Origin of the sequence: Candidatus Laterigemmans baculatus (assembly GCF_010367455.1) — a bacterium.
In the GTDB taxonomy this organism is placed as follows: domain Bacteria; phylum Planctomycetota; class Planctomycetia; order Pirellulales; family Pirellulaceae; genus Laterigemmans; species Laterigemmans baculatus.
This window is the reverse complement of record NZ_WRPR01000034.1, coordinates 1-24,018: the sequence shown is the minus strand read 5'-3', so window position 1 is coordinate 24,018 and position 24,018 is coordinate 1. Positions and strand designations below refer to the sequence as shown.

The following is a 24,018-nucleotide window of genomic DNA, read 5'->3' as shown; positions in this document are numbered from 1 at the left end:
CCCTCCCCCCGGGAGGGTCGCGAGGGACGAGCGGGGAGGGAGACGCGGGACGTCGAGCCTTGAGCGACGACGAATTCAGCTGGCCCTCCCCGGGCCTAAGAGCCCGACCCTCCCGGGGGGAGGGTAAAAGGAACCGGGGGCTAGCGCCCGGCGGCTGATGGCGCTTTCGGGAACCGGGGGCTAGCGCCCGGCCGCTGATGAATAATCCGGGCTAGCGCCCGGCGGCTGATGAATTTTTCGGGTCCGCGGCGGTCGGGGGCTGCATCCCGAGTTCCCCGTAGGCCGTTAGCCGTGGGCGCAGCTCCGAGAGCACCTCGCGGCGATCGGCTTCGCTGCCGAGCAACAGCCGCAGCCCGTCGTCGCCCATCAGCAACTCGGTGGCGGTCGTCATCTCCTCCTCGGTCAACTGACCGCGGCTGCGGTAGAGCTGAAACTCGGCTAGCGCCTCGAGCGGCTTGTCGACGCTGCTGGTAATCAACGAGCCGACGCGGGCGCGAACCTGGGCCTCGCTCAAGCCGGGCATCTCCACCAACTTCAGATCGCGGTCGATCGCCGCGAACATCGGTTCGAGCGCTTCGACGACCATTTCGCGAGCGACATCCTCCTGTGCCGCCCCAGCCTGGGGTGCCGCGGCAGTCTCCCGTCCGGCGTTCTCTCGCGAAACGTTCTCGCGGACGCGAAGGCGGTTTTTGACGTCCATGTTCGACAGCTTGCGAGACAGACCGACCGGTTTGTCAGGATTCCGTACGTTGACCACGCGAGCCCGCGTCTCATTGACCACTTCCTCGGTGCGGCGGCGCTCTTCGACCGAGACGTCGAAGTGGATCAGGAAGTCGACGCCCGCTTCACCGGCGGCCGCGATCGCTTCCTGATAGCCGAGTTCGCCGAGGTAGACGATGCCCGGCCGCCACCGAGGGTGGGGCTTGGGCAAGGCCGGGACGGTCGAGACCATCGCCTCGGCAGCTCCTCGCTGGCGACCGCCTCCGATCCCCATCATTCCTGGGCCCATTCCCATTTCCATTCCTGGCTCCATCCCCATCGCCGGCTCCATCCCCATCTCCATTCCCGGTTCCGCCATCCCCGCCATTGCGGCGTCAGCCATTCCCATCCCCGGTTCAGCCATGCCTCCGGCCAGACCGCCTGGGGTCATCGGACCGCCTGGGGTCATCGGACCGCCTGGGGTCATAGCGGGGTCGCCGGGGAGCATCGCCGCATCGCCAGCGGCCCCGCGAGCTCCTTCGGCCGGCTGAGCCGCCAGGGCCGGTTGTGCGACCAGCGTCGCGAAGGCGGGCGAATAGTCGCCTGCCGCAAACCGGCGGTCGAAGTTCTCCGCGGTCACGGTCGCAAACAGGCCGAGGTTCTCTTCGATCGCCTCGAGCGAGACGCTGCCGACGACATCCTGCGAGGCTCCTGCAGCGTTCGGGTTTCTGCCCGGAGTTCCGGGAGCTCCGGGAATTCCCAGGCCCATCTCCGGCTCCATTCCCATCATCGCGCCCCCGGGCCCTCCAGCTCCGCCGCCGCCGGACCGCATCTTGCTCGTGATCGGCTCGATCTCCCCCGCGTAACCGTCGGCCCGGCGGACCGAAATCGACAGTCCCCAGCGGGCGAACCAGGCCGGTCGCCCCAGAGCCCGGCTGAGCCGAACCTGCTCATATCGCTGCGCGGCCTCGGCCGGCTCGGTCGCCAAGTGGGCGTAGAGCAGTTCCAGGGCGAGTTGTTCGTAGCCTTGCCGGAAGGCCAACTCGGCTTGCCCCCAGTAGTCGGCGGGGAATCGAGTCGCTTCGATCTGCGACGCGGCGGCGAGCGAGCTGACCAAGGCACCGAGCGACGCGTCAGCAGCCCCGCGTCCCGCCGCTCCGTAACCCGCTCCATAACCTGCTCCGCCGGGCATTTCGCCGTAACCCATCGCGGCATCATCCATGCCCATCTCCATCCCCGGCTCCATCGCCGGATCCATACCCATCGCCGGATCCATCCCCATCGCCGGATCCATACCCATCGACGGATCCATCGCCGGATCGCCCATGGCCGAATCGCTCATCGCCGGGTCGCCGGGGGGCGGCATCGCACCGGCCGGAGCGGGTTCACCGGCCGGAGCGGGTTCACCGGGCGGGACGAGATCCCCAGGAGGCGCGGGAGCCGCTCCGCCGCTGGAGCTGGTCGAGCTAGCGACGGGCTCGGACGACCCACAGCCTCCGATCCCCGCTCCCAGCGGGAATAGAGCCGCCCAAGTGACCAGGATGCTTTTCTTGTAAATGTCGATCTTCATGAGCGGCTCGCGGTCGGCTGAGTCCCGGCAGGAAGCCCAGCCGCTCGTGGGAGGAAGAGAAACGAGTTGATTTCAGCCCAGCCAATCGGGGGCCGGCTAGAACGAGGGGGCTGAGGGAGGCTTCTTATTATGCGGCCCCGCCGGTCGGGTGTCGAGGATTTCGCGGAACCTAGGGCACTTCGCTGGCGTTAAATCCTTCCAACCCCCGAAGCGGTGCGGTAGAGTGATGTGAATCATCTCGTTCGAGCACGCCTAATTCTGCTGACTATGGCTAATCTGGGTTCCTCCCACCATTCGCGACAGCGTCCGACGAGTTTGCGGCGCCCCGCGCGCTCGCAGCAACGGTCCCTCAAGTTCGAGTTGCTCGATCAACGGCGAGTGCTGGCGAGCCTAGCCGGTCAAGTATTTGGCGAGGTGGGACCATCGCCGCAGCCGACCGATCCGACGACGGGCTCGGAGCTGCGAGTCGTCTATCTCGATTTCTCGAGCTCACCGAGCGGGGCGACCGCCGGTCAGCTGCCGGCCGGGTTCGTCGAGGGGCTGACGGTCGCCGAACAGCTGTTGGGCGGAGCTTTTGCCGGAAATGGCTTTGCCGGTGGGGAGCTCGTCTCCGGAGCCGGAAGCGAAGCCTACGCCGTTCGCGGCTCCTTTTTGAACCAGATCCACCTCGAGACCGGCGGAGTCGAAACGCTCGAGCTGCCGGCTCCGATCCTCTCGGCTCAGCTCCTCAGCGACGGACGGATTCTGGCCACGCTGGATACGACCGGGTCTGCAGCGGAGGCCGCCGGTGGTGTGCCGGCGGCGGTCGTGGTTTCGTTCGCCAGCGGCGACTGGGAGCCGGTTGCCGAGGCCGAGTGGAGCGGCAATGTGTTCGCCGCGGCAGTGGCTTATGGTGATCGGGGAGTGCTGATTCCGGCGGTGCGTTCTTCGACCGAAACGGAAGGGGCCGCCGAGCTTCAGGTCGCGCCGTGGAGCGTGCAGGTCGATTCCGTTTCGGGCGAGCTGCGGGTCGGTGAGGCGACCAGCGAGCTGGCCGCGGAAACGCGCGTGGTGGCTTCCTCGAGCGGCCCGTTGGCGGTGGTTTCGGAACCGGCGGCGCCCGGTCGCCACGTGTCGCTGTGGAGCACCCGCAGCAACGCACCGGTCGCCGGATCCGAGCAGACGCTGGCCGAGGTTGGCGAGGTTTTGCTGTTCGATGACGCCTCGAGTTTGGTTATCGCCCGGCACATCGACGGCGGGATCCAAGTTCTCGACGGGGCGAATCGCTTTGCGGCTCTCCATCGCTTGCCCGAGTGGACCGGCCCGGTCGCGCTCGACGCCCGCGGCGAATGGCTGTTCGGCGTCCGCGAGGATCAGTCGCTGCAAGTTTTCGACATCCGCGAAGGACGGATCCGACACACGCTCCCGCTCGGGCTGGCGGCGGCCGAAATCGTCGGCGGGCTGGCCCTGGCCGACGGGGGCAACCGCTTGCTGCTCAGCAGTTCGGCGGGAGTCACGCGAATGCGGGTCGATCGCCTCGATCTACGCCGCTCGGCGGTGGGGGGCGATTCGCGCATCGATTCCCGCACCGTTGATTCGCTCTTCGACGCCTACCAAGGCGAAGATTACGCGAGCGGGCTTGCAGCGAGCCGGGCCGGATTTATCCAGCAGGGCAACATCGATCCGGGCGATGCGTCGGTTGCGGAGAACGATTTCGGGGCCTTGATCGCCCACCTGCAGGTCACCGGAGTCGATGCGAATAAGGAGGTCGAGCTGCGGGTCGAGGACGAGCGGTTTGTCCTCGACGGGATCGAATTGCGGCTCGCGCCCGACGTCGCTTTCGATCACGAGCTCGAGCCGGTCGTGGAAGTCGAGATCGTGCTCGCGACCGTCGACACGCACGAGACGCTCGCGACGCGGACGTTGGTGATCACCGTCACCGACGTGAACGAAGCGATCATCGACATCCGGCTCGACCGTCAAGAAGTTCCTGAGAAGACGCCCGGTTGTTTCGTCAGCACGGTGCGAGTGATCGATCCCGATTCGGACGACCACACCCTGAGCGTCGACGATAGCCGCTTCGAAATCATCGACGGCACTCTCAAACTCCGCGACGGTGTGTTTGTGCGTCGCGCTGACCAGGAGGAGATCCTGGTCACCATCACCGCCAGCGAAATCAGTGGCAGCTTCTCCAAAGAATTCGTCCTGACCGTCACCTCCAACGAGTTGCCGCTGCACAACCCGACCGGACCGACCGACGTCAACGGCGACGGACGCACCGATCCGCTCGATGCCTTGATCGTGATCAATATCCTCAATCAAGGCGGTCCGGTGCTGGTCGGCGACCTCTCGTTGACCGGCGGCGACGACACCTACTTTTACGACGTCAACGGCGACGGGGTGATCACTCCGCTCGATGCATTGATCATCATCAACAAAATCAACCGCCAAGGCACCGGCCAAGCCGAAGCTCCTCCGAGCGGTCAGACCGGCGGTGCAATCGCCGGAGGAAGCAGCTCGCCTGAGAGCGGACTGAGTGGAGAAGGCGAAAGCCGATCGCTGGAGTGGGCGGTGGGTGAGGAAATCGTCGACAGCTCGACGAAGAGCAAAGCCCTCGTCGCCGCCACGGCCACCGGGCGGGAGACGAATTACTGCGGCCCCCTACCACTCGACGAGTCGGTACCACTCGACGAGTCCGAGAGGGGCAAAGACGCATCGCGGGAGACGCTCGAGTCGTACGACGACTTCTTCACCGGCATCGGGTCTAACGGCTAGAGCCCGAATTTCTCATGTGTTCGGTTCGGCGCGTCGAATCAGCCGCCGGGCGCTAGCCCCCGGTTTCCGAAAACGCCGTGAGAACCGGACGCTAGCGCGTGGCGGCTGATGGATCGTCCGTGCTAGATCCGATCAGCCTCCCTTCACCCCTCGGGGGTGGCTTAACGATTTTCGCGCAGACTCTACAAACTTTTCTGGGTCCATTCGCCGTCGATGTACCGCCAGGTGCTGCCGGTGGGGTTCGCATCGCGGAGCAGCTCGGGCAACCGCTGATTGGGAACCTGATCAAAGCAAGTCAGCTTGCCAAAGCGGACCAAGGAAGCAGGGATCCCGACGGCCGTGAATCCGGGGTGTCCAGTCGAAGGGTAGGGGCCGCCATGATTCATCGCTGGCGAGACCGCGACGCCCGTGGGCATCTTGTCGTTCAGCAACCGGCCGACCTTGGGCTCGAGCGCGTACGCCAGTTTCGCGTAGTCCTGCTCTTCCCCCTCGGCCGCAGCGTAGATGCAGCCAGTCAGGTTGCCTTCGAGAGCTTTAATCACCTCGACCATCTGCACGGTGTCGGTGGCGACGACGATGAGCGAGGCGTTCCCGAAAGCCTCGGTTTGAAACCGTTCGGGATCGCCGAGGAATTTTTTTGCCGTCGTCCGTAGCAGAGTATTGGGAACGGCGCACCGACCGGTCTCAGCCGGACCGCCACCGGTCAACACTTCCGCACCCGCCGCTTGCAACACCTCGATCGCTTCGCTCAGCGATTTGGCAACACCGGGCGAGAGCAGGGTTCCCGGGGCGGTCGCTCCGTAGCGTTCGGCCAGGGTCGCGATGAATCGCTCGGCGTCGTCGCTTGCCGGCAGCACCAAGATCCCGGGATTGGTGCAAAATTGGCCACTCCCCATCAATGCGCTGGTCACGTACTCGTCGGCGATTTTTTCCCCCCGCTCGCGGAGCGCCCCAGGGGTGACGACGACCGGATTGACGCTCGAAAGCTCCAGATAGATCGGTTTGCCGGCGCGATCGGCAGCCGCTTTGAGTTTCAGTCCCGCGGTGCGGCTGCCGGTGTACCCGGTCGCTCCGATCCGTGGATCCGCGACCAGCCGCTCACCGTCCTCGTGGCTGGTCCGATAGATCAGCTGCACGGCGGCTTCCGGCATCCCTGTCTCCCGCGCCGCCTCAGCTGCTTCTTCAGCCAACAACTGCGAAGTCCCAGGGTGGGAGCTGTTGGCTTTGGCGATCACCGGATTGCCAGCGGCGATTGCGGCAGCAAAGTCCCCGCCCGAAACGCTGTTGAAGGCAAAGGGGAAGTTGTTGGGTCCGAGCACGCAGACCGGCCCCAGAGACCGAAAGCACGACCGCAAGCCGCCTCGGGTATCGATCGTCGGCATCGCCCAGTCGCCGCTCCGCGCCGCCGCAGCCGCCTTCCGCAATTGGCCGCTGGTCCGCGGCAGCTCGACGTCGGACAGGCGAGGCGATTTGGCCAGCCCCGTCTCCGCGTACGCTCGTTCGACCAACCGCTCTTTGGCTGCATCGAGCCGATCGGCATAGCGCTCCAGGAAAGCCGCAATCGTCTCTCGCGGAAGCGTCCGCATTTCTTCGAATGCGACCACTGCCGCCGAAAGTGCCTCGTCGCAATCGGCCCACGAACTGACCGGAAAGCGATTCTCGATCGGTTCGCTGCGGTTCGGATCGGTCGCCTGGAAAGTGCTGGTGGCGTCCGCGTCGCGCCAACGGCCAGCGATCAGGACAGGTTCAGTGGTGGACATTTTTTGAGGTTTCAGGTTTAAGGTTTCAGGTTTCAGGCTTCAGGTTTTAGATTCGTACTCGTACTCGTACTCGCTCTCAGCGCTGACGGGTCGAGTACGAGTACCGCTGCGCTGAGTACGAGTACCGCTGCGCTGAGTACGAGTACGAGTACCGCTGCGCTGAGTACGAGTGGGGGTACCGCTGCGCTGAGTACGGGTGAGGGCTAGCCGCTGCTATCCCTGGATGATGGGATTCGCAAGGGTGCCGATTCCGTCGATGGTGATCTCGACGAGGTCGCCGGCGGCGAGGGTGAAGTCGGCATCGGGCACGACCCCCGTTCCGGTCATCAGAATTGCTCCGTCGGGAAAGACGTTGTCGCGGCCGAGCCAGCCGACCAAATCCTCCAAACTCCGCGCCATCTCTGCCGCCGAGGTTTCCGCCGCGAAGACCTCTTGGCCTTGACGGTGGATGACTAAGCGGATGCGGAGCGAAGCGCGGTCGGGAGGTCCTTCGAGCAGCAGGATCCAGGGGCCGAGTCCGGCGGAGGCGTCGTAGCACTTGGCCTGCGGCAGGTAGAGCGGATTCTCGCCCTCGATGTCGCGCGAGCTCATATCGTTGCCAACGGTCAGCCCGACGATCCGCAGCCGCCGATCGAGCACCAGCGCCAATTCGGGCTCGGGAACGTTCCACGTCGCATCGCGGCGAATCCGCAGCGGCTGGCCGGGTCCACGCACGCGATGCGGCGTGGCCTTGAAGAACAGCTCCGGACGGTCGGCGTTGTAAACCCGGTCGTAGCAGGAAGCGGCCGCTTCGGACTCTTCCATCCGGGCCGTCTGGCTGCGTTTGTAGGTGACCCCCGCCGCCCAGACCTCTTGCCGATCGATCGGCGGGAGCAGCGTGACGCTCTCGAGCGGCAGCGGCTCTCGGGTCTCCAGATCGCGGACCGCCTGCGGCACGTCTTCAGCGTCGAGCAGCTCGGTGAGCGAAGCGTAGGGCGATCCGCTGAGCACGAGCGGGAGGACCGTAGCGTCGGCGACACGTCCGACGGCCGTGCTCCCGTCGGGAAGTCGGAATTTGGCAAGTTTCATGGCCGCAAGGATAACCGCTGGCGCTTGCCGTCTGCCACCCGGTGGGATTAGCTGGTTAGCAATTAGCTGGTTAGCAATTAGCTGGCTGGTTAGCTTCTTCGCTAACAGCTAACTCGCTAACAGCTAACCAACTACCTTCACGGTTTCGGTGCTTCGGCGGCAAGCGTTTCGAGGGCGTCGCGGCCGACGCGATGGCAGAAATCGCCCAGCGACTCGCCTTGCTCGCGGTTGGCTTTGTAGGCCGCGAAGATCCCGATCAGCTCCTCGGTCACGCTCTCCTCGGGGACCATGTCTTTGTAGATGTAGGCCAGCCGAGTGCCGAGCAGTGCGCCGCCTGCGAACAGGGTGTACTTGCCTTTGGCTTTACCGACCAAGGCGATGTCGGAGTTGTAGGGGCGGGCGCAACCGTTGGGGCAGCCGGTCATGCGGATCGTGAAGGCGTCGCGATCCAGGCCGAGCTTCGCCAGCGGCTGTTCAATCGAATCGATGATGCTCGGCAAAATCCGCTCGCTCTCGGTGATCGCCAACCCGCAAGTGGGCAGCGCGACGCAAGCCATCGACCAGCGGCGGACGGTGCTGGTCTCCTCGGTCAACGGCACGCGATGGCGCCGGCAAATCTCCTCCAACACCGCGCGATCCGACTCCTGCAAATCGCAGAAGATCACGCTTTGGTGGGCGGTCAAGCGAACGTTCGGGTTGAGCTTGCCGCATATCTCCCGCATCGCCTCTTTCAGCTGCCGATGCTCGTTGTCGTACAAGCGGCCGTTCTCGATGTTCAGGCCATACGACCACAGCCCATCACCTTGCTCCTGCCAGCCCATGTGGTCGTCAAAGCCGCTGACGTCATCGGGCGTGCAGTCCTGAAGCGGCGAACCGAAGTATTCTTCGACCATCGCCCGAAACCGCTCGATCCCCCAGTCGTGGATCAAGTACTTCATGCGGGCCCGTTTGCGGTCTTCGCGGTTGCCATAGTCGCGCTGGACCATGATCACCGCTTTGGCCACGTCGATGACTTGATCGGGAGTCACGAACGCCATCCGCTTGGCCAGCGCCGGGAAAGTCTTTGCGGCGCTCGGCGTGACTCCCATGCTGCCGCCGACGAGCACGTTGTAGCCGATGATCTTTCCGTCGCGTACGACTGCCAAAAATCCCAAGTCGTTGGCGTAAATGTCGACGCAGTTGTCGTCGGCCAGCGTCACCGCGCACTTGAACTTACGGGGCAGATAACGCGGTCCGTACAGCGGCTCGACGACGCTTCCTTCCGGTTGCCCGCCGACCAGCGTCTTCTCGTCGGTCTCGGGATCGGTCATCCACAGCTCGTAGTAGCCGGTCGTCTGCGGCGCCAGGCTCATCGCCAGATCCTGCGAAAGATCCTGAATCTCCTGGTGCAGTCCATCGGCCCGCTTGGCCGGGCAGCACATGACGTTGCGGTTGACGTCGCCGCAGGCGGCCAGCGTCGAGAGCTGGACGTCGTTGATCCGCTTGATCGTTTGCTTCAGGTTGCCCTTGGCGATCCCGTGCAGCTGAATCGATTGCCGCGTGGTGATCTTCATCGTGGCGTTGCCGAACTCGTCGCACAGGTCGAGTTCCGCGAGGAACTGCTCGCTGGTCATCCGGCCTCCCGGAATCCGCGACCGCAACATCATCCCGAACGCCTTGCCGCCCCCTTCCTTGCGGGCTGCCCCGCGAAGGTCGCGGTCATCCTGCTGATACATCCCGTGGAATTTCAGCAGCTGGATGTTGTCTTTGTCAAAATGGTCCGTCGGCTCCTTCAATTCCTCGGCGATCGTGCCGCGCAGGTAGCGACTGTCCTCCTTCAGCTTCTCGAAGGCAGTCAGCTTCTGCGTGTCGGGGGATTGGGGAGTATCGGTGGACATATTATCCGCACGGTCCTTGTGACAAATGCAGTTTCAAACGGCGAGGCGGGGCAATTCCTATGGAATATACCGGTCCTCCGGCCGACTCACCACGCCAAATTCCCGCGGGCAACTCAGGCGCTCCCCGCAGGTCAGGCTTTTCCGCCTGAGCTAAGTGGATGCGTCTCGCACGAGGACCGTTCCTTAGCATTACCCTCCCCCCGGGCATGGGTCTCTACACAAGTCCAAGGGCTAGAAAAAGCACAGCCAACACCCTCCCCCCGGGAGGGTCGCGAGGAACGAGCGGGGAGGGTTTCCGCAACGGTAAGTTTCACTTGGGGCTATCGTTAGGGGTTGCTCTCCCTCCCCTCGCTGACGCTCGACCCTCCCGGGGGGAGGGTGATGGTAGGTCGTACGACTTGTGTAGAGATCAATGCCCGGGGGGAGGGTGTCGTTTAGGTGCTGACAGCGCCTAGCCTGACGCACCGGTCGGCCAGGTGCGGGCGTTGAGAGTCGCTAAGGCCAAAATCAACGCCTGCGTGCCGTCTCGAGCGTGCCCCTGAGCTCGAACGGCTTCGTAGAGCTGCCGCGCCAGGGCGAGCCCAGGGAGGGCGAGCCCCATTCGGTTGGCTTCGTCGAGTGCGATCCCCATATCCTTGATGAAGTGCTCGACAAAAAATCCCGGAGCAAAATCACCGCCCATCATGCGGGGGGCGAGATTCGACAGCGACCAACTGCCGGCGGCTCCGGAAGCGACGGACCGCAGGACCGTTTCCAAATCAAGTTCGGCTGCCTGGGCATACAGCAGCGCTTCGCAGACACCGATCATGTTGGTCGCGATCAGCGTCTGGTTGACCATCTTGGTGTGCTGGCCTGCTCCCGGCCCTCCTTGGCGAACGATCGTGGTGCCCAGGAGTTCGAGCAGCGGGGTGAGCGTGCGGACGACTTCTTCGCGACCGCCGATCATGATCGACAAGCGGGCTTCGCGAGCCCCCACGTCGCCGCCACTGACCGGAGCATCAACCGCGGCGACTCCTTGCCGCTCGGCCGCTTCGGCAATCTCCATCGCCAACGACGGCTGACTGGTGGTCATGTCGACCAAAACCATGCCGCTGCGGGCAGCTGCCAAAATGCCGTCGCTCCCAAGGACGACTTGGCGGACATCCTGGGGGTAGCCGAGCATCGTGAACACGACGTCGCTCTGAGCCACGAGTTCGGCAACGCTGCCCGCCAAACTCGCTCCGCGGGCGACCAGCGGCTCCGCCTTTTCCGGAGAGCGATTGAAGCAAGTCGTCTGGTAGCCGGCGTCGAGCAGATGGCCGCACATGCTGGCGCCCATCACGCCGGTACCGATCCAACCGAGGCGTGTTTGTCCCGGTGCAATTGCTAATTCCGACACGGTTCGCTTTCTTCTATTCCCAGCGGTGGGTGGGCCGATCGAGGATTTCTCGGGCGAGGATCGCTTGGTCGACGCCGTGGGGGTCATGAATCAGCCGCAGCACGGCCTGGAGCGCTGGGGAACCGCCCGAAGTCCCCGTGACCGCGTCGCTCTTGCGGGCCATCTGCCCCAGCATCCCCACACCCTGCCCAGTGGTGCTTTGGCCCGAGTTGCCCTGGTCGCCGCCGGTCGCGCGGTTCTCGCTCCCACCGGCGTGTCCCTGACGGCTTTGCTTCGCCGACGCCTGCTCCAGCTTCGCCTTGAGTTTGCGCCGGATTGCTTCGGCCGACTCCTGACCGACCGAAGTTCGCTGCAGCCGCCGCTCCTCGACCGGTTGGGCTGGAACGAGATCGGCGACCACGATCTCCTCGTCCGGGTCGCTGCTGGTCATCACCCGCTCGCGATCCCGCTGGGTGTACTCGGGACGGCGGGGCGGTTGGGGGCGGTCTTTGCGGGCGGCCGCGTTCTCGGCCCGCCGCTGGGCGGCGCGGCGGAGAAAATCCTCCAGCTCACCTGACATATTCTCAGTCCTTCACGAGTCTGCCGTGCCCCGCCAGAAGAACCGGCGGGAGTACCGGCGGGAGTACCGGCGGGCCTATTCGATGCGGGCTTGCCTTACTGGACAGGGGCCGGATTACTGCTGCTGCTCGATCCGGCCGTACCAGCGATGGTCCGCCGCATTTCGGTATCGGCGCTGACGTTTTGCAGTTTGTAGTAATCGAGAATCGTCAGCAGCCCGCTGCGGAACGCTTCGGCCATCGCTTCGGGGACCGCCGCCTGAGCCTGGACGAGGCTGGCGCGACTCTGCTCGATCTTGGCCTGCATTTCTTGTTCGGTCGCCACCGCAGCGGCGCGTTTCTGTTCGGCCGCGGCGCGAGCGACGCGGGTATCGGCTTCGGCTTGGTCGGCTTGCAGCCGAGCCCCAACGTTGGCCCCAACGTCGATATCAGCGATGTCGATCGAGACGATTTCAAAAGCGGTCTGCGAGTCGAGCCGCTTGGCCAGCACGGCTTTGGAGATCAGATCGGGATTCTCCAGCACCCGTTTGTGCGAGTCGGCACTCCCGATGGCACTGACGATTCCTTCCCCGACGCGAGCGATGATTGTCTCTTCGGTCGCTCCCCCGATCAGCTGCTGGAGGTTGGCGCGGACCGTGACGCGAGCTTTGACCATCAGCTGGATGCCGTCCTTGGCGACCGCATCGAGCGACGGCTTGGCGGCTCCCCGCGGGGGGCAATCGATGACTTTCGGATAAACGCTCGTCTGAACCGATTCGAGCACATCGCGCCCCGCCAAGTCGATCGCCGCCGCCTCGCGGAAAGTGAGGCTGATCGTTTTCGCTTTCTTGGCCGCGATCAGGGCCCGGATCACCTGGGCCACGTTTCCGCCAGCAAGATAGTGCGCCTCAAGGGCTTTGCTCGTCAGCTCCGGATCTTCCAAACCGGCCTGGGCCGCCATGATTCGGCTCCGCACGATCGCCCGCGCGTTGACTTTCCGGAACGTCATTCCGAACAAGTCGAAGATCGAGATGTCGGCTCCGGTCAGCAGCGACTGGATCCACAGACCGAAGTAGTTCATGAGGACCAGACCGATGACCATCACGAAGCCAACCACGACGACGGCGGCGATCAACAACAGAGCGGTTGTGGAATCAGCACCTGGCACTTGAGCGACCTCTGCGATGATGAACCTGGAGCAGTGCTCCCTGATGCGTGCCGAGCCTAGTTGCTCGTGTCGCCATTCTAGCGAGAGCCGAGCCGGCTGGGGGGCCCGAGCGGAGAGGAAATCGAAGGCTCAATCAGCTCAGCGGATCGCCGAGATCCTCCAGATCCAGTTCGTCCAGCGGCGTGTCGGTGATCGCTTGAGGCCGCGCGTCGGGCGGCGGCGAAGGCTGCCGGTCGGTCCGCCGCACACGGATTTTTCCCGTCTCGACATTGAAGACTTCGACCGCGGCACCACGATCGATCGCCGCTCCGGGAGCGACTGCGTCGTACCGCCGGCCCTCGATCTCAATGAGCCCGCTCGGTAACAGGTCAGTCCGGGCCACGCCGACGCGGCCGACCAACGACCGCAGCTCGACCATCCTCGGATCCTCCACCACCGCCCGCTCCTCGGACCCGCCCCCCGGGAGGTTCAGCATCCGTCGCCCCACCGGCGTCTGCGGCCAGATCCGCACCATGGCTGTCAGCAACACCGGCAGCGAAATCATCGCGATCGCCAGAAACGTCATCCCCAGCGATTGGCTCTCACCGAACGCGACCAAGATCGCCGCAATGAACGAGAGCGCCGCGGCGATGCCGATCAATCCAGCACTCGGTACGAGAAACTCCGCGACCACGCAAAAGAGCGCGAAGATCAACAGCCCGATGGACCACACCAATGCGTCCGACATGACGGCAATGCTCAAGCGGGTTCGACGACGACGCGGTTGCCATGGACCTCGATGACCCGTAGCGGATCGCCGGGGCTAAGCGGCGAACCTTCACTCACCACGGCGACGACCTGATCCTGAAAACGGGCTTTGCCAGCCGGTCGCAGCGGCGTCACGGCGACCCCTTCGAGTCCCAGCAGCCATTCGTAATGCACCAAGTGTTCCCGCTGTTCCTGCTCGATCATCTCGTCCGAATTCGGCCCCGGCATGATCAGATGCCGAAACAACGGGACGCCGGGAAGCAGAAACCGCAGGGCGACCAGGCCTCCCATGATTCCCCCGAAGGCAACCAACACGGTCAGCAGCCCCAGGGTCGTCTGCTCGTACTGGTACGCGTTCCGCGGAATCACAAACGTCTGGCTGGCCAGCACGATCGAGGCGACGACCATCAGCAACCCGCCGATCCCAAACACTCCCACCCCGGGAATCACCAACACCTCGATCAGGATGCAGATCACCCCGCCAACAAACAGCGAGACCTCCAACCACTCGGCCGTCCCCGAGAGGAAGCTGATCCAGAAAAACATGGTGAAGCAGAGCATCGAGATGAAGCCGGGAATCCCCAGCCCAGGGGCACTCAGCTCCATCGCAAACGCCATGCAGCCAAGAAACAGCAGCAACATCGGCAACCCGGGAATCCCAGCGAGCCATTCCACCGCGTGCACGATCGGCCGGTCGGCTAGCGGCGGAGGCAACTCCTCAAACCCACCGCGGCTGGCGGCCAGAGTGGGCGAATCCGCTTCCCCTTCGGCCAACCCCAACCGGATCGCTTCGCTGGCGGTCAACCCGTTGGACATCTCGATCCGCTCTCCCCGCTGCCACTGCTCGGCGTCGTCGGTGCCGAGGCGTCCCCCCTCGAAGTAGGCGATGCGGCCGGTGCGGCGATCGGTGTAGCGGTAAATCTCAGCGGTCGGATCGAGCAGCCCCACCAGCAGCGCCGCCGGGCGGCCGGTCTGCAGGGCCAGTTCCTCGATCGCTTCGCGGAGGTCGAGCACATCGCGGCGCGTGATCGCCTCGGCTCCACTCCCGCCGATCCGGGCCTGGGGATTCAGGTACAGCGGCTTGCAGCCGATCGCCACCAGCGCCGCGTCGCCGCGGGCTTCGTTCTCGACATAGCCGACGGCGACTCCCGGATTTTCGTTGAACGCCGACAACGTCATCGCAAACCACAGACTGCTGCCCAAATCGCCGCCGGGACTGTCGATCATCACGAACAGCGAATCGGCCTTCTCACCGCTAAGCGCCGCGGCGATGTTCGACTCGTAGCGACGCACGCGGCTGCTGTTGATCGGACCGTTGAGCGCGATCCGCACAGCCCCTTTCGGTCCTGCCACGGCTGCCGACGTCGGCTCGTCCAAACGGCTCAGCCCGAGCGCCGTGGCCAACTGGTCGGGGCTTTCCACAATCTGGCTGGCCCAGCGGTAGTTTCGCAGCTGAGCGGCGGAGAACAGGGCCGGGCGTCCGGCCGCCGAGAGCTGTTCCTCTTTCCACGCTTGCCCCGCATCGCGGAGCTCAGCCAGCTCGGCACCGGTCACGAATCGCTCGGGTCCCTCGATGGGCGTCGCCAGCACCAGTTCGACGCGCGGGTCGACCAGTGCCTGAACCGCCGCCTCGGGCACCGCTCCCCGCCGGGCGGCGATCGACGTATAGACCAGCGCGACCGCCGGGTCGACTTCGACCTCGTCGGCCGAAGCATTGCCGAGGCTCGCCGTGGGAGCGACCACGAACTCATCGCAGGCGAGCACCGGCAGGACCGCATGCCCTTCGAGCGGCCCGGCGACGTAGGCCACGGTCCGCAGCGAGCGGGCTTCGCGGCTCCCCAGCCATCGGGCCACCAGCAACGCCCCTTCGAACGTGCTCCCCCGGCTCGCTTCACCGCCGGAGGCAAATTCCAACACCACCGTCGGCCGCCGCCCACCGCCCCCGCGAGCCTCGAGCGTTTGGGCGAGATTCTGCAATTCCGAACGGACCGCCGCAGCCGCCTCGCCGCGGAGCGGTAGCGGAACCTGAACCCGGTATCCCACGCGTTCTTCAGCGACCCCTTCGGCCACAGCTTCTTCGGCCGCAGCTGGCTCGGGGGCACCGGCTGGGGCCGCCCCCTGGGCAGGCTCTGCTTTTTCGTCCTGCCCCCACGCGGTGCCACTCCCAAGCAGAACCGAGGCGGCAAGCAGGGCGAAGCCTGTAAGCAACCGCAAGGCGCCGGTCACGCGCCGAGCCGGTCCCGTGCGGTCGATGACGCTTCGCCGCATCTCTTTTCGCAGGGCTAACGTAGGCATCGGGCAACCGCAAACCATCATGGAGAAATGAGACCCCTCCCGAGCGAGTCGCCGAGGGATCTCGATTGCAGCGCGATCCGCCCCTCAAAATCCGCAACTCGCCTGGCCTTTGCGATTATACCCTTTGGGCACCCGAGGCTAGGCAGCGACCGCCCACAGCCGCCGATGTTGGGCGAGCATCTCGGAGAATCGCCCCTCGCGGATCGCCGTGCGGGCGCGGGCGAGCAACCGCTGATAATACGTCAGGTTGTGGTGCGAGAGCAGGATCGGGCCGAGCATTTCGCCGGCGGCGAAGAGGTGCCGGATGTAGGCTCGGCTGTGGCGGCAGGCCAAGCACGGGCAATCGGACTCCAGAGGCCGGGCATCGTCGCGATGGCTGGCATTTCGCATCCGCAACGGGCCTTCGTCGGTGAACGCCAAGGCGTTGCGACCGTTGCGGGTCGGCATCACGCAGTCGAACAGATCGATTCCGCGGGCCACCCCTTCGAGCAAATCGATCGGCCGCCCGACGCCCATCAGGTACCGCGGCCGCTCGGCCGGCAGCAAGGGGCAGGTGGCATCGAGCACGCGGTACATCTCCGCCGGCGGCTCGCCGACGCTCAGCCCGCCGACGGCGAATCCCTCGAAGTCCATTTTCGACATTTCCGCAGCGCAGTACCGCCGCAGCCCCGCGTCGAGCCCTCCTTGAACGATCGCGAACCGCGCCTGATCCTCCCGCGTGGCGGCGTTCAAACAGCGTGCCGCCCAGCGAATCGAGCGGTCCATGGCCTCGAGCACCACCTCCCGCTCCCCGGGCAAGGCCACGACATGGTCGAGCACCATCGCCACGTCGCTGCCGAGCGCCTCTTGAATCTCGATCGACCGCTCGGGCGAAAGTCGCACGACCGAACCGTCGATATGGCTGCGGAATGTCGCGGCCTCTTCGCGGATCTCGGCCAGCGCGGCCAAACTGAAGATCTGAAACCCGCCGCTGTCGGTCAGAATCGGGCCGTCCCAGCCCATGAAGGCGTGCAGTCCGCCGAGCTGGCGGATCAACTCGTGCCCGGGACGCAGAGCCAAGTGGTAGGTGTTGCCCAGGATCATCTGAGCGCCGGTCTGCCGGACCTGGTCGACCGTCAACCCCTTGACCGTCGCGGCGGTCCCGACCGGCATAAAGCTGGGCGTCTCGATCTCACCCCGTGGAGTGCGGAAGATGCCCAGCCGGGCGGCAGAGGCCGAATCGCTGCCGAGCAGCGAGAACGGAAAGAGCGAACTGGGCAACTCAGTCCCCGCGGAGTTTGAGCCCCAGGTCGGCCAGCTTCTCGCGGACCTCGTTGAGACTGGTCACGCCAAAGTTCTTCGACTCGAGCAGATCGTCGCCCGTCTTGCGAACGAGCTCGCCGATCGTATTCATTCCCAACCGGACCATGCACTTGCGAGCCCGCACCGAGAGGTTCAAGTCGGCGATCGGGCGATCGAGCAGCGCCTGCTCGTCAGGCGACATGTGCGAGGTGTCGATCGGCAGGTCGGCCGGCTTCTTCTCGTGAGCAAACTGGCCGAGCGTCAGATCGCGGGAGGCGAGGATCTCGCGGATCTCGTACAGGCTGGTCTCGCCAAAGTTCTTGCTGCCGAGCAATTCCGCTTCGGTCGTCTGCGTCAGGTCGCCGAGCGTCGTGATGCCCATCTTTTGCAGGCAGTTTCGGCTGCGGACCGACAGCTCGAAGTTCGAGACCGGGATGTTCAGCACCTGCGCCAAGCGGTCGTTGCGACGCTGGGTCTCTTCGTCGTAGAGGATGTTGCCCAGCCCCGAGGCGTCCTTCAGATACAACCGGGCCTGGGGATGATCCGGATAGCTGTCCAGGATCCGGCGATAACACCGCTGAGCCCGTTCGAACTGGTTGTTGTCCTCATAGGCCAGCCCGAGGTTGATCAGCGCTCCGACGCCCGTCGGGAACGCGGCCGCCGCACGCTCATAGAGCGCCAGCGCTTCGCGGTCGTTGCCGTGGCGATCATTCTCCAGAGCCAACCCGAACAGGGCACCGGCGTGATTCGGATCGGCCTGCATCGCCCGCTCGTACAGAGCGACCGTTTCGGGCAGGTTCCCACCGAGAGCGGCGACCGTGGCTCCACGCTGGTAGAGATACTCGGCCGTCTGCTCGATCGGCCCGAACATGTTGTCCAGGATCGACATCGCCTCTTCGACCGACCCGGCATACCGCTTCGACTGGGCAATCGCCAGATTGCACTGATCGGCGTCGTAACCGCTCGAGCGAGCCGCTTCAAAAGCCTTGACCGCATCCTCGTAGGCAGTCAGCTCGAAGTGGGACTTGCCTTGGTAGAACAGAGCCAGCGCTCCGCCGTCGGCCGACTTGAGCGTCGCCAGGGCATCGTTGAACCGGCCGAGCAGAAACTGGCAGACGCCCAATTTGGCCTGCATGGCCGGGCTCCGCGAAGACTCCTGTTCGATCTGACCGACAGCGTCCCGGAGCTCGCCGAAGTGCGAGTAATCCTTCGCGATCGCCGCTTGGATCTGCTTGATTTCCTGCGGTCCAAACGACGAATTGGAGAGCACCAACTCCTTCAAGTCGGGTCCAGCCACTTCCGTTTCGGTTTGAGCGTCGGGCATGCGAGCGAGTCTCTCGTCGGAAGAAATCGATTGATGGGTTGCTGAGGGAGGACAAAAGCTCAGCAGTGCCCGCCCGCAACGGATCATTGTCCGCCGCGGGACCAAATTTGAACAGGGGCCGGCCGCGGGCATAGCGGCCACCGCGGGAAAACAGAAAGAGCCAGCGGTGGGACTCGAACCCACAACCCTCGCATTACGAATGCGATGCTCTGCCAATTGAAGCTACGCTGGCTGGCCCCTGGAAGATACGACCCACCCCGATTTACCGTCAAGAGCCGTTCCAAGAGGTTCCCGAGAGCAGGTCTCCGGGTTCAGGTGGCCGGGGTTCGACCGCCGATTCCCATTCCATCGGATTCTGAAATCTGAAATCTGAAATCGAGATCGGAGATCTGCTCCCTGAAACCTTCCTTTTGCCCCTTCCGTGCCTTTCCGTGGTCTTCCGTGGCCTCCCTTGAGCGATTTTCCCTGGCCAACCGTACGCTCCTGAACCCTGAACCCTGAAACCTCTCCCATGCCCGATGACCCCTTCTTTGCGGTCTACGATCGCGACGTCCCGGCTTACGGGCTGGCCCCTTCGGCCGAACTGGCGTCGTTCCTCAGCCAGTGCCCGCAACGCGGCCGCTCATCCGGTGCGGGGGCAGCACTCGATTTGGGGGCAGCCCTCGATCTGGGGGCTGGGGCTGGCCGCGACACATTGGCCCTCGCCGCGGCCGGACTGCAGGTGACCGCGGTCGATGCCTCCGCACGGGGATTAGCCCAACTTCGCCAGCGGGCAGCCGACCGAGGCTGTGCCGAGCGAGTCGAGACGATCGAGGCGGATGTCCGCCGGTTCGAGATTCCGGCCAGCCGCTACGCTGCGATTTGTGCCACGACCGTGCTCGACCATATCCCCGCGGCCGATGTGCCGGCCCTCTGGCAGCGGATCGTGGCGGGACTGGCCGACGATGGAGTGCTGTATGTCGAAGTCCACACGACCGACGATCCCGGTTCGCCGACCGGGGCCGGGGCATCGAGCCGCGCTCCGGTCAGCGAAACGGCGCGGTGGGTCGTGAACTACTTTCCTCCCGGCGAACTGCTGCGACTGGCGGCGAGCAGCCCGAGGCTCCGCGTGCTGCGGTACGAGGAACGCTACGAATGGGACTACACCCACGGCCCGGAACACCTGCACGGCAAAGCGATTCTGCTGGCCACGACATCCGCAAGCCACCCCGAGTGGTACGGCCATCCGGTCGCCTTCCCCCGCCGCGGAGCCTGAGCGCTGTCCGAAAACTTTCGACGGGTTCGAGCGTTTTGAGCCGTAGGCGCTAGCCTCGGGCCTCGCGTCCCCCGGCGCCCCACTGCAGAACCCGCGGCTAGCGCCGTCGGCTCAAGGTTTTCTGACAGAGCACTCGCCCCCACCCGCGACGCGACCTTTACCGTTAGGCTGTTCGAGCCGAAAACCACCTGTAGCCCCGCAGAGATTCGACCATGCCAAACACCTCAAATCCCTTCAGCCTCGCTGGCCGCACGGCACTGGTGACGGGTGGAACCCAAGGGGTGGGGGCTGCGATTTGCCGCTCGCTCGCCCAGGCCGGCGCGGACCTTGTGATCCACGGCCTCCGCGACGACGAGCCGGCCCAGCAGACACTGGCCGCTTGTCGGGATTTCGGCCGCCGCGCCGAACTGCTCGTCGGCGATCTGCTCGGACCGCCTCAGAAAACCACGAGCGACTTGTTCGAGCGGGCGCTGGCGATCGCTCCGGAGATCGACACATTGGTCAACAACGCGGGGACCTTTCTCGATGGCGACTTTCTCGAGCTGAGCGAAGAAACGTTCGACCGCACGTGGCGATTGAACGTGACGGCCGGGGTGTTTTTGACCCAGGCTTTTGCCCGGCATCGAGTCGCGGCGGGGCAGGGTGGTCGCGTCCTGTTCACCGGCTCGATCAACGGCCTGCTCTCGGAACCGGAGCATGTGGCCTACGACACCAGCAAAGGGGCGGTCGCGGCGCTCGTGCGTTCGCTCTGCGTCGAGCTGGCCCCCCGCAAGATTCGCGTCAATGCGATCGCCCCGGGGCTGGTCCGCACGCCGCTGACGCGGATCGTTGACGACAACGCCGAGCTCGCCGCCTGGATGGAGCTGCACACCCCCAACGGCCAGGTCCCTTCGGCCGACGTCTGCGGACCGCCGGCAGCCTTCCTACTGAGCGACGCCGCCGAACATATCCACGGCCAAACACTCTACGTCGACGGCGGCATGTCGGCTTGGCAGCAGCCGAACATGCCGGAATGACTACTCAGTACCCAGCACTCAGTACTCCGTCGCCCGCTACTTCCCGGCCCGCACCAGCTTGTCGATTTCCTCGTCGAGCTGGCTGGCGGTGATGTTGTGGCGGACGACCTTGCCCTGGGCATCGACCAACAGCATCGTCGGCAGCGTTTGGACGCCGAGCATGTTCGCCAGCGGGCTGGCGTCGAGCCCTCCCTCGGCGAACAGCGTCACCCAGGGGAGCTTGACCTCGTTCAGGTACGCGATCGCGTCACTTCGCACGCCGTCGACGTTGATCCCGACGATCTGCAGCCCCGCTTTCTGATAGCGTGCCTGGAGTTGCCGCAGCAGTTTCATGTCCTGCTTGCACGGTTCGCACCAGGTCGCCCAGTAATGGATGACGACCGGTTTGCCCCGCAGCCGAGCCAAGTCGAACGCCTTGTTGTCGAGCGTCGTGCCGGTCAGCGGTAGCTCGCGGCCGACCGACTCGAGCCGGCGGACCGCTCCGGCCGCCTTGCGTCCGGCGTCGGTGTCGCGGTATCCGCGGGCAACTTTCGTGTACCACACCAACGCGGCCTTCTCGTCGTCCTCAAACTCTTTGCTGAGGGCCAATTGCAGCATTCCCTGAGCCGCTTCGGGGGTCCCGGCATACTCCTCGACGAACCCTTCGAGAGCCCCGAGCCACCACTCCTGGACTTTGGGGAAATCGCTCTGGCTCTCGACTTTTTGCAGCCGCTGGGCGTAGTCGACGCTGAGGATCTGGTACTGGACGTAGGCCTGCAGCTCCTCGTCACCCGCTCCGAGTTTTTTCGCCAGCCCGCGGAGCCGCTCGAGACCCCCGGGGTAAGCATTTTCTTGAACTGCCGCGGCCACGGTGTCGACCAACTGGCGGATCCAGCTGGCTCGCTGGGCCGGATCACTCGCGGCGATGATCCCCTCGAGCACGTCGGCCCGCTGGTCATGCAGCTTGGCCGCCGCGTCGCCCGAGGCGGTGCGGAGGGCGGAATCGACTTTCTCCAGCTCGCTGACCAGTTTCTGCACGTCGGCCGTCATTCCTCCAGCGACCGGAGCGGGCTCGCCGACTGCGAGATTCGCTCCAGAGAAGAAGAATCCGCCGGTGCTCGCCAGCGCCTGCTGGTCGCCGGGCAACTGCGGCAGATCGACCAACCGCCACACCGGCCCGACCTGGACGATCGTGCCGACGAGCAACTGCCCGGTCTCCCCATTGGCTTCGAACATCGCCACGGCGTTTTCATAAGCCGTGACGTCTTCCTTGCCTGCCGCTGCGGTGCCGGCGGGAATCGTCCCCGGCATTCCCGCGGTGAAGTGGGCCCAGCGACTCTTGGGGCCAATCGCTTTTTGGTCCCGCACCAGGAGGGGGAAGTCGCGTTTCGCCTTCCGCAGCTTGTCCTCCAACTGGGCGTGGGCTTCCGCGTCGAGCCCGAGCGACTCGAGCTCTTCACTGCTGAGCAGCAAGCGGGCGAATCGCTGCGGATCGGACTCGGCGATCGCCGCGACCAATTCGGCCGTCGCCTCTTCGGCGGAGATCCGCTTCCAGCGGTCGATCTTGCCGTCTTCGTTCTCGTCCAGCCCCCACCGCGTTCCGGCGGTGCCGAGCCAGCGATACTGATCCGCCTTGCCGTTAAAATCAGCATCGACGTCGCGGTAGACTTCGATCCCGTCCTGGTAATAGCACCAGAGGTCGATATCGAGGTCATCGTTGGTATCGACGAACTGCCGCAAGCGCCGCCCGCTGGCGTCGAGCACGACCCAACCGCTCCAGCCTTTCTTGTCGAGCAATTCGACGCGGCAACCGGCCAAATCGGCAGCGGCTGGCTGCGCGTACTCGACGTTTGCCTGCACGGGTTTGAGCGCCAAGGCGTCCGCGGCCGATGGCTTGGGAGCCTCATCGGCAGCCACCGCCCCCCCGACCGACAGTCCGAAGGCGGTTGCCCCGGCGAGCAAAGTCGCGGCGAGCAGTCGTCGTTTATGCATTATCCGTCTCCGTCGAAGGTTTGCAGCCATCCCTAAACCGTCCAATCTATCGGAATTTTTCCCGAACCTTCCCGCAGAAAAAACCTCCACTCAAGTCGGCGGCGAAACCTGCCGAACCTAAAGGCTCACCTGCGGCGAGTCCTTGAACCGCCAAAGTCCCTGTGACGGTTCGCGGGAATCGTTCCTCCAAGCCGGCTGCGGGGAAACCCCCACAGCCGCGAAACGGGGCTCCCGCCGAGCCGATGCCACCGCGGGTGGCGCCGCAAAAACAGAACTCCAGCAGAAAAAAGGGCGGGAAGTGTCCCGACAGGCCCTTTGACAGCAGCGGTCGGATCCGTAAACTTTCCGCACTGCATCGCTGGTTCCCCCGGGTCGCTCGAGCAAGCACTGTCGCTCGCTTGGGCAACCGCCGCACGCTTTGGCGAGCGGCATCCACCGGGAACCGAGCAAAGTGTTGCGGGCGTGTAGCTCAGTTGGTTAGAGCGCGTCGCTGATAACGACGAGGTCCCAAGTTCGAATCTTGGCACGCCCACTTGGGAATTCCGGTTCCTCGCGGCCCTGGCCGCGGCGAACGGAGACTCCCGGCCCTGGGGCCGTAGCTCAGTTGGGAGAGCATCGCGTTTGCAACGCGAGGGTCGTCGGTTCGAACCCGTCCGGCTCCACTGGAGACCCCTTCCGGGGCACGGCAAAAGGCTTTTGAAACCGGTCAAAACAAAACTTTCTGGCCGCTTCAAAACTGCCCTTGACCCTGAGACCGGAAAGCGTATCTTTAACACCTGAACGACGTCGCCACCGCGGCGAACACGCGTCGCTCAGAACCTCACCTTCGGGTGAACTCGGCTCGCTTCGCAGCGAGCCAAATCGCTCGCTTCGGCGGCACCTGATCGCTCCGGCGATCACTGATATTTGACAATTTGGTTGTTGGGTAAAAAGCATCTAAGAGCACCACATGTGCTTGTGCTTTCACTTGAAGGTTCGCCTTTGAGTGGCACGAGCAAAATGTAGTTCTTCAAGAAGCGTTTGAGTGAAGCCCGTCGCTTGAGAGGCTCCTTCGGGAGCGGATCGAGGGAGTGGCTTCGCTCGAGATGAGCTTGCAAGGATTCGATGTAACCCGCTCGATGCATTCGGGATTGGCTTTGCCGGTTGCCGAGTGTGTGGTAGTGGGATTTATCGTTTGATGGTTCATCGCAATCGAGACCGAAGTGACAGCGGAGCGATTCGCAGGTCACGAGTTTGAGATTGTGATGGTCAAACTATCAAGGGCACATGGGGGATGTCTTGGCGTCAGAAGACGAAGAAGGGCGTGGAAGTCTGCGAAA

The 24,018-nt window shown here is 64.6% G+C and carries 15 protein-coding genes and 3 tRNA genes; 5 read left to right on the top strand and 13 right to left on the bottom strand.

Features of this window, described 5'->3' with window-relative positions; genetic code table 11:
- Positions 1-211 precede the first annotated feature (211 nt).
- On the bottom strand, positions 212-2,269 hold the full coding sequence (locus tag GNK13_RS07190; RefSeq protein WP_164101830.1) for a hypothetical protein: 2,058 nt from the start codon (positions 2,267-2,269) through the stop codon (positions 212-214).
- Positions 2,270-2,536: 267 nt separating this feature from the next.
- On the opposite strand from GNK13_RS07190, the gene GNK13_RS07185 reads away from it, so the two are divergent.
- Positions 2,537-5,023 carry a dockerin type I domain-containing protein gene (locus GNK13_RS07185; protein ID WP_203545344.1) on the top strand — a complete coding sequence of 829 codons (2,487 nt, stop codon included), beginning with the start codon at positions 2,537-2,539 and terminating at the stop codon, positions 5,021-5,023.
- 182 nt (positions 5,024-5,205) lie between these two features.
- On the opposite strand, the gene GNK13_RS07180 is transcribed toward GNK13_RS07185, so the two are convergent.
- The 11 genes from GNK13_RS07180 to GNK13_RS07130 all read right to left on the bottom strand — a co-directional run bounded on the left by GNK13_RS07180 (position 5,206) and on the right by GNK13_RS07130 (position 18,689).
- On the bottom strand, positions 5,206-6,783 hold the full coding sequence (locus tag GNK13_RS07180) for an aldehyde dehydrogenase (NADP(+)) (RefSeq protein ID WP_164101828.1): 1,578 nt from the start codon (positions 6,781-6,783) through the stop codon (positions 5,206-5,208).
- A gap of 213 nt (positions 6,784-6,996) precedes the next feature.
- Positions 6,997-7,851 carry a fumarylacetoacetate hydrolase family protein gene (locus GNK13_RS07175; RefSeq protein WP_164101827.1) on the bottom strand — a complete coding sequence of 285 codons (855 nt, stop codon included), beginning with the start codon at positions 7,849-7,851 and terminating at the stop codon, positions 6,997-6,999.
- Positions 7,852-7,988: 137 nt separating this feature from the next.
- Entirely contained in the window at positions 7,989-9,728 is a 1,740-nt protein-coding gene (locus GNK13_RS07170) for an NADPH-dependent assimilatory sulfite reductase hemoprotein subunit (protein WP_164101826.1), read from the bottom strand.
- A 451-nt stretch (positions 9,729-10,179) separates the two neighbouring features.
- On the bottom strand, positions 10,180-11,106 hold the full coding sequence (locus tag GNK13_RS07165) for an NAD(P)-dependent oxidoreductase (RefSeq protein WP_261345401.1): 927 nt from the start codon (positions 11,104-11,106) through the stop codon (positions 10,180-10,182).
- Between the two features lie 13 nt (positions 11,107-11,119).
- The gene (locus GNK13_RS07160) at positions 11,120-11,665 is read right to left on the bottom strand and encodes a hypothetical protein (protein WP_164101824.1); all 546 of its coding nucleotides are present in this window, start codon (positions 11,663-11,665) and stop codon (positions 11,120-11,122) included.
- A gap of 95 nt (positions 11,666-11,760) precedes the next feature.
- Entirely contained in the window at positions 11,761-12,810 is a 1,050-nt protein-coding gene (gene floA, locus GNK13_RS07155) for a flotillin-like protein FloA (protein WP_261345400.1), read from the bottom strand.
- Between the two features lie 133 nt (positions 12,811-12,943).
- Complete coding sequence (locus tag GNK13_RS07150) at positions 12,944-13,537, bottom strand: NfeD family protein (RefSeq protein WP_164101823.1); 594 nt, start codon at positions 13,535-13,537, stop codon at positions 12,944-12,946.
- Between the two features lie 11 nt (positions 13,538-13,548).
- Complete coding sequence (locus tag GNK13_RS07145) at positions 13,549-15,852, bottom strand: NfeD family protein (protein ID WP_164101822.1); 2,304 nt, start codon at positions 15,850-15,852, stop codon at positions 13,549-13,551.
- Between the two features lie 138 nt (positions 15,853-15,990).
- Entirely contained in the window at positions 15,991-17,112 is a 1,122-nt protein-coding gene (gene tgt / locus GNK13_RS07140) for a tRNA guanosine(34) transglycosylase Tgt (RefSeq protein WP_164101821.1), read from the bottom strand.
- Position 17,113: 1 nt separating this feature from the next.
- Positions 17,114-18,457 (bottom strand): DNA-directed RNA polymerase subunit alpha C-terminal domain-containing protein, encoded by a 1,344-nt coding sequence (locus GNK13_RS07135; protein WP_164101820.1) that lies wholly within the window; start codon positions 18,455-18,457, stop codon positions 17,114-17,116.
- Between the two features lie 158 nt (positions 18,458-18,615).
- Positions 18,616-18,689 (bottom strand) — tRNA-Thr (locus GNK13_RS07130).
- A gap of 279 nt (positions 18,690-18,968) precedes the next feature.
- On the opposite strand from GNK13_RS07130, the gene GNK13_RS07125 reads away from it, so the two are divergent.
- Entirely contained in the window at positions 18,969-19,712 is a 744-nt protein-coding gene (locus tag GNK13_RS07125; RefSeq protein WP_164101819.1) for a class I SAM-dependent methyltransferase, read from the top strand.
- A 212-nt stretch (positions 19,713-19,924) separates the two neighbouring features.
- Positions 19,925-20,728, top strand: coding sequence for an SDR family NAD(P)-dependent oxidoreductase (locus GNK13_RS07120; protein WP_164101818.1), 804 nt, complete (start codon positions 19,925-19,927; stop codon positions 20,726-20,728).
- Between the two features lie 36 nt (positions 20,729-20,764).
- On the opposite strand, the gene GNK13_RS07115 is transcribed toward GNK13_RS07120, so the two are convergent.
- Positions 20,765-22,699 (bottom strand): TlpA disulfide reductase family protein, encoded by a 1,935-nt coding sequence (locus GNK13_RS07115; RefSeq protein WP_164101817.1) that lies wholly within the window; start codon positions 22,697-22,699, stop codon positions 20,765-20,767.
- Positions 22,700-23,157: 458 nt separating this feature from the next.
- Between GNK13_RS07115 and GNK13_RS07110 the strand changes: the two genes are divergently transcribed.
- A tRNA-Ile gene (locus GNK13_RS07110) sits at positions 23,158-23,231 on the top strand.
- Between the two features lie 57 nt (positions 23,232-23,288).
- Positions 23,289-23,361, top strand: a tRNA-Ala gene (locus GNK13_RS07105).
- Positions 23,362-24,018 lie beyond the last annotated feature (657 nt).

Excerpts from the sequence above, each read along its gene's own strand:
- GNK13_RS07125 (WP_164101819.1), top strand. The coding sequence starts at position 18,969 with ATGCCCGATGACCCCTTCTTTGCGGTCTACGATCGCGACGTCCCGGCT.
- GNK13_RS07175 (WP_164101827.1), bottom strand. The coding sequence starts at position 7,851 with ATGAAACTTGCCAAATTCCGACTTCCCGACGGGAGCACGGCCGTCGGA.
- GNK13_RS07150 (WP_164101823.1), bottom strand. The coding sequence starts at position 13,537 with ATGTCGGACGCATTGGTGTGGTCCATCGGGCTGTTGATCTTCGCGCTC.
- GNK13_RS07145 (WP_164101822.1), bottom strand. The coding sequence starts at position 15,852 with ATGCCTACGTTAGCCCTGCGAAAAGAGATGCGGCGAAGCGTCATCGAC.
- GNK13_RS07115 (WP_164101817.1), bottom strand. The coding sequence starts at position 22,699 with ATGCATAAACGACGACTGCTCGCCGCGACTTTGCTCGCCGGGGCAACC.
- GNK13_RS07135 (WP_164101820.1), bottom strand. The coding sequence starts at position 18,457 with ATGCCCGACGCTCAAACCGAAACGGAAGTGGCTGGACCCGACTTGAAG.
- GNK13_RS07180 (WP_164101828.1), bottom strand. The coding sequence starts at position 6,783 with ATGTCCACCACTGAACCTGTCCTGATCGCTGGCCGTTGGCGCGACGCG.
- GNK13_RS07185 (WP_203545344.1), top strand. The coding sequence starts at position 2,537 with ATGGCTAATCTGGGTTCCTCCCACCATTCGCGACAGCGTCCGACGAGT.
- GNK13_RS07190 (WP_164101830.1), bottom strand. The coding sequence starts at position 2,269 with ATGAAGATCGACATTTACAAGAAAAGCATCCTGGTCACTTGGGCGGCT.
- GNK13_RS07170 (WP_164101826.1), bottom strand. The coding sequence starts at position 9,728 with ATGTCCACCGATACTCCCCAATCCCCCGACACGCAGAAGCTGACTGCC.
- GNK13_RS07120 (WP_164101818.1), top strand. The coding sequence starts at position 19,925 with ATGCCAAACACCTCAAATCCCTTCAGCCTCGCTGGCCGCACGGCACTG.
- GNK13_RS07160 (WP_164101824.1), bottom strand. The coding sequence starts at position 11,665 with ATGTCAGGTGAGCTGGAGGATTTTCTCCGCCGCGCCGCCCAGCGGCGG.